This window comes from uncultured Nostoc sp., assembly GCF_964247315.1.
In the GTDB taxonomy this organism is placed as follows: Bacteria; Cyanobacteriota; Cyanobacteriia; order Cyanobacteriales; family Nostocaceae; genus Nostoc.
In genome coordinates this window covers 1-10850 of the sequence record NZ_CAXTTT010000178.1, presented here as the reverse complement: position 1 = coordinate 10850, position 10850 = coordinate 1, and the positions used below count along the sequence as shown (strand labels likewise).

Annotated in this window: 14 protein-coding genes and 1 pseudogene; 11 read left to right on the top strand and 4 right to left on the bottom strand. The window is 41.3% G+C overall.

The genetic code is table 11. From position 1 onward, the window contains the following. Window positions 1-288 precede the first annotated feature (288 nt). From ACFE93_RS32125 to ACFE93_RS32115, 3 genes are all read right to left on the bottom strand, one after another. On the bottom strand, window positions 289-963 hold the full coding sequence (locus tag ACFE93_RS32125) for a DUF2834 domain-containing protein (RefSeq protein ID WP_375479778.1): 675 nt from the start codon (window positions 961-963) through the stop codon (window positions 289-291). A 131-nt stretch (window positions 964-1094) separates the two neighbouring features. Then, the gene (locus tag ACFE93_RS32120) at window positions 1095-2246 is read right to left on the bottom strand and encodes an HrcA family transcriptional regulator (protein ID WP_375479776.1); all 1152 of its coding nucleotides are present in this window, start codon (window positions 2244-2246) and stop codon (window positions 1095-1097) included. A gap of 470 nt (window positions 2247-2716) precedes the next feature. After that, entirely contained in the window at window positions 2717-3049 is a 333-nt protein-coding gene (locus ACFE93_RS32115) for a rhodanese-like domain-containing protein (RefSeq protein ID WP_375479774.1), read from the bottom strand. A 159-nt stretch (window positions 3050-3208) separates the two neighbouring features. Between ACFE93_RS32115 and ACFE93_RS32110 the strand changes: the two genes are divergently transcribed. The 6 genes from ACFE93_RS32110 to cysE all read left to right on the top strand — a co-directional run bounded on the left by ACFE93_RS32110 (window position 3209) and on the right by cysE (window position 7909). Beyond that, window positions 3209-4870 carry a DUF3352 domain-containing protein gene (locus tag ACFE93_RS32110; RefSeq protein WP_375479771.1) on the top strand — a complete coding sequence of 554 codons (1662 nt, stop codon included), beginning with the start codon at window positions 3209-3211 and terminating at the stop codon, window positions 4868-4870. Between the two features lie 156 nt (window positions 4871-5026). Next, window positions 5027-5257: a LysM peptidoglycan-binding domain-containing protein gene (locus tag ACFE93_RS32105; RefSeq protein ID WP_375479769.1), complete on the top strand. Its 231-nt coding sequence runs from the start codon at window positions 5027-5029 to the stop codon at window positions 5255-5257. Window positions 5258-5416: 159 nt separating this feature from the next. Beyond that, complete coding sequence (locus tag ACFE93_RS32100) at window positions 5417-5851, top strand: molecular chaperone DnaJ (RefSeq protein WP_375479767.1); 435 nt, start codon at window positions 5417-5419, stop codon at window positions 5849-5851. Further along, window positions 5844-6323, top strand: a complete 480-nt coding sequence (gene grpE / locus ACFE93_RS32095) for a nucleotide exchange factor GrpE (RefSeq protein ID WP_375479765.1) — start codon at window positions 5844-5846, stop codon at window positions 6321-6323. The genes ACFE93_RS32100 and grpE overlap by 8 nt, the downstream gene beginning before the upstream one ends. A 164-nt stretch (window positions 6324-6487) precedes the next feature. Further along, window positions 6488-6979 carry a hypothetical protein gene (locus ACFE93_RS32090; RefSeq protein WP_375479763.1) on the top strand — a complete coding sequence of 164 codons (492 nt, stop codon included), beginning with the start codon at window positions 6488-6490 and terminating at the stop codon, window positions 6977-6979. 165 nt (window positions 6980-7144) lie between these two features. After that, window positions 7145-7909: a serine O-acetyltransferase gene (cysE, locus tag ACFE93_RS32085; protein ID WP_375479761.1), complete on the top strand. Its 765-nt coding sequence runs from the start codon at window positions 7145-7147 to the stop codon at window positions 7907-7909. Window positions 7910-7954: 45 nt separating this feature from the next. Here cysE and ACFE93_RS32080 read toward each other — a convergent pair whose 3' ends face one another. Then, window positions 7955-8536 (bottom strand): Npun_F5749 family FMN-dependent PPOX-type flavoprotein, encoded by a 582-nt coding sequence (locus tag ACFE93_RS32080; protein WP_375479759.1) that lies wholly within the window; start codon window positions 8534-8536, stop codon window positions 7955-7957. Window positions 8537-8755: 219 nt separating this feature from the next. On the opposite strand from ACFE93_RS32080, the gene ACFE93_RS32075 reads away from it, so the two are divergent. From ACFE93_RS32075 to ACFE93_RS32055, 5 genes and pseudogenes are all read left to right on the top strand, one after another. Beyond that, window positions 8756-9601 carry an ATP-binding protein gene (locus tag ACFE93_RS32075; RefSeq protein WP_375479757.1) on the top strand — a complete coding sequence of 282 codons (846 nt, stop codon included), beginning with the start codon at window positions 8756-8758 and terminating at the stop codon, window positions 9599-9601. A gap of 55 nt (window positions 9602-9656) precedes the next feature. Continuing rightward, window positions 9657-9875: a hypothetical protein gene (locus ACFE93_RS32070; RefSeq protein ID WP_375479755.1), complete on the top strand. Its 219-nt coding sequence runs from the start codon at window positions 9657-9659 to the stop codon at window positions 9873-9875. 115 nt (window positions 9876-9990) lie between these two features. Beyond that, window positions 9991-10197 carry a hypothetical protein gene (locus ACFE93_RS32065; RefSeq protein ID WP_375479753.1) on the top strand — a complete coding sequence of 69 codons (207 nt, stop codon included), beginning with the start codon at window positions 9991-9993 and terminating at the stop codon, window positions 10195-10197. A gap of 40 nt (window positions 10198-10237) precedes the next feature. After that, window positions 10238-10564 (top strand): annotated as a pseudogene (locus ACFE93_RS32060) (IS630 transposase-related protein); the annotation flags it as partial. Next, a partial coding sequence (locus ACFE93_RS32055) for a tetratricopeptide repeat protein (protein ID WP_375479780.1) occupies window positions 10470-10850 on the top strand: 381 nt, incomplete at its 3' end. The pseudogene ACFE93_RS32060 and the gene ACFE93_RS32055, both read left to right, overlap by 95 nt.

Sequence of the window (10850 nt, the reverse complement as noted above, 5' to 3'; positions counted from 1 at the left end):
GTGATCCATTCGCAGAATCGATCCCATACGTTGGCGCTTTCGCGACGTTGTAAGGCTGTTGTCATTGTTTTATAAATGCGATTATTTGCAGATGAATTTTAGGTAGGTTTGACTACCTGTTACACATCTTAAATAATTTATTGCGTTTTGTAAAGTACTTTCAGAAAAAAACTTTCTCTTGGGATTTACGCACCTACAGAAAATCCCCAAACCTTTGAAAAAGGGTGGACTTTAGGTGATACCACTTGGGATTTTAGATTGTAGATTGTGAAAAATGCACTTTATTCTTCAATTTGCCACTGGCTGCTTGGATATGAACTCTGTACCCACTTCCGGCAAAGGTGGACGTACAGATAAATAAACCAATGGACCGAATAGCGGTATCAAGGTTATTAACCAGAAAAACTGCGGATTTTTCCAACCGCGACGTGCCATATCATCCCCCAGTAATGCAGGAAATAATAGGCAGAGTAAGCAAAAATCTAAACTCATCACATTGATGAAACGGTTAGTTTGCCACTCTTGCACAAAACTGCCCCAATCTCCTGCTCTTAAACCGTAGGCAATTAGAATAACTGTGGCTACCGTTAACACAAAACCAGTTACACGAGAATCTAGCAGCTTGAGCAAGGTATTCTTTTGACCAAGAAACTGATTATTTGGTTCTCTAAGAGCTAAATACGGCAACAAGGCAAAAGCACCAACTGCGAAAGAAACAGTAGAAAACAGCCAAGCAGGTATTTTTTGTCCTCTACCATCAATAAAGACTACTGCGCTGTAAATAAGAGGCCAGATGCCCATGAGGTTGAATAGTGCTATGACTAACGGGTTAATACCTTGCCACTGGCCGATAGAAAGGTTTTTAATTAACTCGAATGTACCGGGTTGATCGGGAGGCGCGAGCAAAAAAGCATAAACCACAAATCCCAGCCACAGTAAACCAAAGGCAATTTTTCTAAGCATGAAAGATTTAAGTAGTATTAATTATTAATTTTGCCGTTACAAATTCGGCTATCTGCTTGCTATGGTATTGTTCACTCACCTAAAGGCGTAGTGGCTTGTTCCTAAATATAACCTGATACGATTAATCCCTATTAAGGATTGAAATAATTGAAAGCTTCTGAAAGGTAATCAGCAGCAGATGCTACTACTGCGATCGCACTTTCATAATCTAGACGCGTTGGCCCCAAAACTCCCACACTTCCTACGGGAACCGAACCTCGGCGATAGTTAGAAGAAATCAAGGTGCAGGTACGTATCGGTTCTAATGGATTTTCTGCACCAATGCGAACCGTTACTTTTGGTTTACCACCATCCTCTGGTTCTGGTTCCTCAAATATTAATCGCCACAGTTGGTCTTGTTCTTCTTCCAATAGATGGATAATCGTTTGTACTTGCTGTAACTGGGAAAATTCTGGCTGGCGCAAAACTTCTGACACACCCCGAACCATAATTTGGGTTGCAGTTGGTGCAAGAGTGCGACGAGTCAATTCAGCAACTGAGTTTTTCAAGAATTCCCCGTAGCGTTGGAACTCCTGATCTAGTTCGTTCCAGTTGAGATAGGCTAATTCCAACAGACTTCGCCCCCGCAGGTGACTATTCAAAAAGTTAGAAACAATCTGCAACTCGCGATCGATTACCTCTGAATCCCGTTGTGTTTCTTCTGGTGTTGGCGACAAATCCATCAATTTGGAATGTGTCTCGTAACCATCAGTTACCACAATCAGCATGATCCGTCCGGCTTCAATTTGCATTAATTGCAGATGTCGCAATAGCGCTGTGGTCGTTTGTGGCATAGTGATCAAGCTAATGCAACCACTCAAGGTTGCTAAAATTTGTGCGGCTCCTTGCAGTAGGGTTTCTAAACTCCGATCTTGCCACTGTAGCTGCTTTTGCAGTGCCATCTCTACTTCTCGTCCTAGAGTTTCCGTACTACTTCGTGGAAGCAAGCTCCGCGTAGCGTCTGTCTGCGACACGCTGCGCGAATGCAGAGAAGGTGTAATTAGCTGGTCAACATAAATGCGATAACCTGAATCTGAAGGTACACGTCCAGCAGAAGCGTGTGGTTGATAGAGCAATCCAGACTTTTCTAAAACGCCCATAACATTGCGAATTGTCGCCGAGCTTACACCCAGGTCGTATTCCTCGACTAAAGCTTTTGAACCAACAGGCTCTGCCGTAGCAATGTAGTGACGTACCGTTGCCCAAAGTATATGCTGTTGTCGATTTGTTAACTGAACTTCCATTATGGTATGTTTTGCTGAAGGCAAATTTTAATCAAACTCTGAAAAAAAATTTGTAGATTTAATCGAAAACAGTGAATATTAATAATTTATTAAAGTAGCAAATTATATAACTATATTATGATAATTATTTTTAAAGTTTATATATAGAGCATTTTTAAGAGTAGGGTTGGCATAGTAGCTCAACTTTTTTTGCAAAAGCTGCTGGTTATAATGTACCCTTACGATGCTTCTTTCTAACCGTACTTTTGCACAAATTTGTGGACGCAACAGTATTATTAAATACATATTGCTTTCCAAGAGCTACTGCCGAACTATAATTTAGAGCAATCCAACATTTTTGTGCAGATGTACTTGATGCCCAAATTGCAAACTTTTCGGCAAGCCTCTAACATTGATGTACTTCTATCTTTAGCATAGCAAAACTCAGATGGAAGAGTAAGTTCCATCTGAGTGATGTATTCGAGCAAAAGCTAATACTGGGGAATTGAAGGGTCTACTAGTTGGGAATAGGCATCAATACCACCCGAAATATTTTGCACATTTGTAAAACCTTGAGCAATCAACCACTGGCACATTTGGGCAGAGCGGATGCCATGATGACATAACACCAAGGTTTCGGCTTCGGGATTGAAGAGGGTAGGTACTCGATCTCCCCATTCAGCAAATTGACTTAAAGGTAAGTTAACAAAGCCCTCAATGCTAGCGATCGCCAATTCTTGTGGTTCCCGCACATCTACTAGCTGAATACTTGGATCGCTAGAAGAAAGACGTTGCGCCAGTTCTTCTACACTAATTTGATTCATGAGTTCCCTGTCATGAGGTTTTCGTAAATAGTCCTAATACTATTTATGGTGACAGAAAATTTCTGCCTTGACATCAGCATCCATTCTCAAGAGGGTTGATTAATTCTGCTAGGCTTTCTGCTTAAATGGCTGTAAACCGTCTTTTTTAATAGGTTTAATGTGAATAGGCAACGTTCATTTATCGGTTTTATCGTAGCTGGGGCGATCGCGCTGCTAGTAATTGCGATCGCAGGCTTTTACTGGTTTTTCGCTAAAAGTCCGGCTAACCTGATTGCTTCTAGCTCCGGGCCTGGTGCAGCCATATTTGTGTCGAAACTTTCCCCTGCAATGGTTTCATTATTGACCAATCCTGAGCGGTTGCAGGCATTGGAGCGGGAAGAGGAACTATCTAAACTCAAAACCAGTTTATTCGCCAAAAGTGGCATAGATTACAAACAAGACATTCAACCCTGGTTAGGGAATGAAATTACATTAGCGATCGCTACCTTAGATATCGATCGCGAGCCAGAAAACGGACAGCAGCCAGGGTATTTGTTGGCATTAGCAACCAAACAACCACAGAAAAGCCGCGAGTTTGTCGAATTGTTGTTTTCTAAACGAGCCTTAGCTGGGGCAAACTTAGCTGTTGAACAATATAAAGGTGTAAAACTGATTTCTGACAATTCTCAACCAGAACAAGATTTGCTTGCTGGTGCTGTTGTCGGTGAAAGCTTCGTTTTATTTGCCAACGATCCGAAAGTACTAAAAGATGCCATCAATAACGTCCAAGCGCCCGATCTGAATTTGACTAGCTCACCCGAATACCAAAAAGCTACCAAAGAACGGCTCAAAGGGGGATTAGCTATAGCTTTCTTGAATCTTCCCGTCGTAGCAAAATGGCAAGGGTTAGAGTTACCAGAACAACTTTATAACAGTCAAATCATATCCTTAGTGTTGAATCCCAAAGGATTGCTGGCAGAAACCACCATTTTGACTTCATCGGAAATTGTCCCTCCATCTGCACCGCTATCTAAACCTGTGGGAGCATTACAGTATGTTCCAGCATCCGCAGGTTTAGCAATTTCCGGCTCGAATTTGAGTAATTTGGGTGACAGCGATTTAGCCAAGCTCTGGAGACAAGCAACAGCAACTATATATGGTTCTGGGGAAGATGTGGTTTCTCGGTTAGCAAAACCTTTGGTGGATGTTCAAAAACGCTGGGGTATAAATTTACCAGAGGATATTTTTAGCTGGGTACAAGGAGAATATGCCATAGCATTGTTACCTCAGAAAGAGCAAACAACTCCACATTGGATTTTTGTGGTGGAAAAATCCGCAGGTGTAGAACAAGGCGTTGCTCGATTAGATGCGATCGCCTTATCCAACGAACTCAGCATCAATACCCTGAATATAGACAAGCAAAAAATCTCCGCTTGGACAGAGTTAACCACAGCTACAAAAAAAAGTGATATCAAAGAAGGAGCATCTTTCAGCATTGAAACAAAAGTGCGGGGATTGCATACAACTTTAGGAAATTACGAAATTTTCGCGTCTGACTTGGAGACGATGAATGAAATTCTCACAACCAAGGATAATTCCATAATTGACAATCCTAATTTCAAAGATAGTATCGCTGCAATTCCCCTACCAAACCAAGGCTATATATATCTTGACTGGACAAAGAGCCAGAATTTGTTAGAGCGTCAAGTACCGATTCTCAAACTAGTGGAAGTCTTAGGTAAACCATTTTTTAACAACCTGCGATCGCTCACAGTTAGTAGTTATGGAACTGACACGCGATCGCTCAAAGGTGGTGTTTTTTTCCAACTCAATAACTCGTGATATTTTCATAAAAGCTCAAGTGCAGAAGGTAAAATAATTTTACCTTCTGCTTTTTTTTACCCCATGATATTTACGTAGATATTTTGTAGTATATGCTACTTAAGTTTTTAATCTTTGGATAGATTCTGGCTGCTGGTTTAGAAATTTCGGTTCGATGTGGCAGTGAGTCTCAAATACATCAGAAATAATTTACACAATATCCAGGTAGCGATAGTTAATACTACCCCTGTGACCGCTAAAGAACCCCCAAAATCAGTTACCTATACCGTCAAATTGGGAGATCACCTCAGCGCGATCGCCCAAAAATTTTGTGGTAAGGGAACCTCTTGGCAAGTAATGGTTAAAGCCAACCCCCAACTCAAAGGGCGAATTTTCATAATTTTTTAAATTGTGTTCAGTAAAACAATCATTAAACAATATCTGCAACTATAGACCTTAGACTTTTTTCAATCCCTAATAGCAGGGTAAACAACGAGAGATTCTCAAAAATATTTTCTAACGTCAAAGCCAGAAGAACGCATTATAGCTGACTATTTGCGTCCCATATTGCCCACTATCAAACGCTTCAAATATAGTGATTTATCGACTTTGGATCAGCCAGCACCGACACTGGTTTTATTACCAGAATTTGATGGATTAGAGCAAGCGATTGCTCAATCTGCCCAAGAAGAACGCCAAGAGCAAGAGCCTTTACCAATGAACCTATCAGAGTTGTTCACTGAGGGCATTATAGCTTGTAAAGAAGAACGTTACCCCAAAGCGATAAAATATCTAGAAGACTACTGCCAAGGCTGTACAGACACTAATAGTAAAGATTACATTCAAGCCCAAATGTGGCTGATTAAAGTGTATAAAATGGTTGGACAGTTAGAAAGAGCGATCGCGCTTTGTCAGCTTTTGAGTAACCATAGTCATCCGCAAGTGAAAACTTGGGCAACTAAAAATTTACCAATGTTATCAAAAGAGGTTTCCCATGTCTAATTTGATTCTCAGCCAAGAGAACCGTGACTTGACCATACAAGAAATTAATAACCTAAAAAGGGACAAAGTTGTATTAGAACAGTCCTTGCGAGAACACCAAACCCAAACCGCAGCAGACACAGAAGATTTATTCTTAGAACTGCTAGAAATTGCTGACGCACTAGAAGCCTTGCTGGACTATCTAAAAAACAACGCCGACCCCAACCCAGAATTTATCCAGCGTTTACCCAAGTCTGTAGGGGCGGTTAATCGGAAGTTTCTCGGTGTACTAGGAAAGCGCCAAGTCTTACCTATAGAACTGCAAAGTACACAACCAGATTTTAATTTATGCCGTGTTGTTGATCGTGAAGTCAGAAATGATGTAGCAGACCAAACAATAACTAAAATCGTCCGTCAAGGGTTTTCTTTAGAAGAGAAAACCCTGCGTCCAACAGAGATAATCACATCCAAATCAGAAATTGGGGAATCGTAGCTGCTGTTTATATCAAGAAATAACTTCGTAATTAGCTGTCCATTTTCCAAAATATTAACTGTGGCACATTTTAATGTGGCACAACCAACTGAAATTTCACTGGAAATTTTTCAATAGAATATGTATATATCACTACTTATTTAAAAGCCTGTTGGAGGGCTACTATGAAATACTGTCGCCCCCGACTTCAGTTTTGCGGCGGTTGGCTGTTGGCTATACTTACCGCCATTACAGTTACCCCTGCAATCGCACAAACAGCAAACTTTGGCACTTTGAATTTATCAACAAACTTTGATTCAGCACAAGGAACAGTGCAGGGGTTTACAGGTGGTTCTTACTCATTGTCTGCCATAAGTAACCGCGATCGCGATCAAAAAGCCTGCATTGGCTTTGCCGATCCCAAACCAGATCACATTATGGTTTTGGAAAAGGACTTTCCTCAGCTAACAATCCAAGTTGATAGCAACAACAACGACACCACTTTAATCATTCAAGGCCCAGATCAAACAACGATTCGTTGCGGCGATGACACTGGTAAAAGTAAAGATGCTAGCGTTAGTGATCGCAACTGGAAAAGGGGCACTTATCGGATTTGGGTAGGTACGTTTAATCCTGGAGTCAAGCGGGATTATACTCTGAAAGTGGAGCAGCAGTAAAGTGGGGAGTAGGAGGAGCAGGGGAGCAGGGAAGAAGTTGCAGTAAGTCTTTCCCCTCAGCCTCTTGTGCCCAATGCCCAATGCCCTATTCCCAATTTTTAGGTGTAACACCTGAGAGGATAATATGGGAGAGTAGCTTGTTGTGCTTTCCGAGGGTGCTATCTCGTGCTATCTATACTACGTGCTGACTTTCGTATCATATTTGAACGTGACCCAGCTGCCCGTAACTGGTTGGAAGTTTTATTTTGTTACCCTGGTTTGCAAGCCTTGTTATTGCATAGGCTGGCTCACTGGCTGTATAGTGTTGGTCTTCCCTTTATTCCGCGCCTGATTTCTCACTTGGCTCGGTTTTTGACTGGAATTGAAATCCACCCTGGTGCAACAATTGGGCAAAGTGTGTTTATTGACCACGGGATGGGTGTAGTAATTGGTGAAACTGCGATCATCGGAGACTATGCCCTAATTTATCAAGGCGTCACCCTTGGGGGTACTGGTAAAGAATGTGGCAAGCGCCATCCTACTGTGGGCGAAAACGTCGTAGTTGGAGCTGGAGCGAAGGTACTGGGTAATATCCAAATTGGCAATAATGTCCGTATTGGTGCTGGTTCTGTTGTTTTAAGAGATGTGCCTTCAGACTGTACTGTAGTAGGTGTGCCTGGACGCATTATGTATCGTTCTGGAGTTCGGGTTTCACCTCTTGAACACAATAACTTACCAGATTCAGAAGCTCAAGTAATTCGTGCTTTAGTAGACCGGATTGAGGCGTTGGAAGAACAAATACAAACTCTTCAGCGCACCAATTCTTTAGAAAAAACTCCTGTTTTAGTAGGTTGTTTAGCAGCGAAAGAGGATGAGCTAACCCGTGATACTCGCTGGTGCAATCTTAAGGATAAAACTATCCAAGAATTTCTAGATGGTGCTGGCATTTAGTTTAACTTTAAGAGTTAAGGGTCAATCTTTTGACTCTTGACTAAATCACGGATTAATCGCTTTGCTAGACCACTCTTGCCGATCGCTACGGCAGTAAAGCCATCGATTTTGTGGTTCGCCGCGTAATTCTAAATGGTCTACTTGCACCGGATCTAGTAGCAGTAGACAAAAATTAGCCACTGGCTCAACCGGATCGGGTGCTGGTGGCTCAAAGGCTCCTGTTTCTTGGTTTCTAGGTTTACCAGGATGCGGCCAAGCAAACTGTAAACGCGCCGCATCACTCAATTCTTGCCACATTGCGATCCGGGCTGGCTGTAGATCGTGGTCATCATCACCGCTTACTAGGGTTAAACAGCCAGTGATGCGGAATTGTTCTCGTGTATTAGGGAAGTACCAGCATATTTCTGCCCAAGGTTGTTGCTGTATCTGGTCGCTTTTGGCGCTACGGTTATCGGTGATAAATTTTAGCTGGTTTGTATCTTCTAGAAAGCCGCGAAAGACGAGGGTACGATTGGCGGGGCGACCATTCGCTTGTACGGTTGCTAGTTGCAGGTAACGGGCATAAACAAGGCTGCGGTTGCGATCGAGTGCATGAGCGATCGTACCTCGCCAAGGAGCAAGAGACATTATACAATTCTGTTGGTAATCTAGCGCCAGGTATTCCTGAACATACTACCATTTAGCGCTAGTGATTCCTAAAAGTTATCTAACGCCAAGAAGCTTTAAGATTTTGCTGCTGTAATATATATAAATTCTTAATATAAATAATACCTAATGAGTTCCTTACCCGCTAATCGCGCTAATACCCTCAAAGCTGCTTTTCGTGTTTGTGATGTAGCTCCTTTAGTGAGTAATAGAGATATTGAACGTTATTATGTCAATTTATCAAAAGTTCGCAAGACAGAGGCAATTAATACTATTAAAACTCGCTTAAGTTTTCTTAAACCCGCAGAATTTTGCAGCCTTCTATTCACTGGACATCAGGGATGCGGTAAAAGTACAGAATTAAGGAAGATTCAGCGAGAATGGGAATCTCAATATAAAGTTATTTATATAGAAGCCAACGCTGAACTAGATATATTAGACGCAGAATACACAGATTTATATTTGGTAATTATTAAAAAAGTTGCTGATGTGCTATATGCATCGGAATTAAATTTTGATGCACAACTTTTAAAGAATTTTGAGTCTTGGTTTAAAGAAATTACTCAAGAAACCGAACAAACAGTTGAAAGATCAGTAAGTATTGGTGCTGAGGCAGAAGCAGGTATAAAGATTCCCTTTATTTCAAAGCTATTGGGTAAAATCCAGGCTCAAATTAAAGGCGCTGACAAACAAAGAAAGACAGTTCGTCAGAATTTACAAAAAGATATTGCTCGTTTACAAGCAGATATAAATTTGTTGTTAGGGGCTGCTTTTGTCAAGCTTAAATCAAAATACTCAGAATATGAAAAAGGATTTTTGATTATTTTTGATAACTTAGACAGATTGCCCCTAAATGTAGCTAAACATTTATTTTGTGATTACGCATTTCAATTACAAAGTTTACATTGTACGATTATCTATACAGCGCCAATTTCTATCGTCTATTCTGAAAATAATTTGGCGAACACCTTCGATACACCAAATATTGTACCGATGGTCAACATATATGAGTTTGAACAATATAAAAATGATCTAGATTATCAATGATGATGGTATAACAGCAGTTACGAGTTTAATTGAACAAAGAGTTGAAGTAGACGCAGTGTTTGAATCGCGTCAACTATTGGTAGATTTAGCGAAAACAAGCGGCGGTCACATCCGCCAATTGATGCAAATAGCATCACAAGCATTTCTTACAGCAGCAACTCGCGATCGCGAGTTGCTGCTGATGATATCACTTATGCGATTAAGCAAGAGCAGTTTAATTTTGAGCGGAGTATATCAACAGAATACTATTCTGCTTTGGCTGCGGTATATATAAACAAGGATGTTTATAAAGATGAAATCGGCAGGTTTAATGCTGTTTAATCTTTAGATTTTTGAATATAATGGCAAAAATCGCTGGAATTATGTTAATCCAGTTGTGAGGCAAATCTATGCTTTCCAAGAAGCAGTCAAATCAGCCACAAGTAACCCCTGAGTTAAATTTAGAAAAAGAAGCTTTTGTGCAAATAAATCAGCAGTCATTAGCAGAACTGTTAACCTTTATTGATTTTGCTGAGACTCAGTTAACGATTGGGTTCGTTGCTGTTAATTTTGCTGAAGATAGAAATATAGCAACCGCCAAGGCGATTAAGACGTAGACTAAAGATATTATCGTAACCTGCGATCATCTACTCTGCCATGCCTAAACCCTACAGTTACGACTTTCGTCAAAAAGTGATCCAAGCCATCGAGTTGGATGGACTCAAGAAAAGCGAAGCCAGTGAACTGTTCAACATCAGCCGCAACACGATCAACCTATGGTTGCAGCGCAAAGCCCAAACCGGAGATGTGAAGGCATTGCCCAACCGCCCTCCTGGCAACAACCATAAAATCATAGATTGGGAGCGGTTTCGGGCGTTTGCCAAAACTCATGGCGATAAAACTCAGGTGGAGATGGCTCAAATGTGGGAGGGCGACATCAGCGATCGCACTCTACAATCAGTCTTTGGAAATAAAAGAACGTATCGAAGATGTCCAAGGCAAAGCGGCGACGTTGCACCAATTGGCAATTATCTACGCCAATAAAGGGGATGTGGATGAAGCGATCGCACTCTACAATCAGTCTTTGGAAATAAAAGAACGTATTGGAGATGTCGAAGGCAAAGCGGCGACGTTGCACTGTCTGGGAATTTTCTACGCCGACAAAGGGGATGTGGATGAAGCGATCGCACTCTACAATCAGTCATTGGAAATAAATGAACACATTGGTAATGTCCAAAGCAAAGCGGCGACGTTGCACTGTTTGGGAATG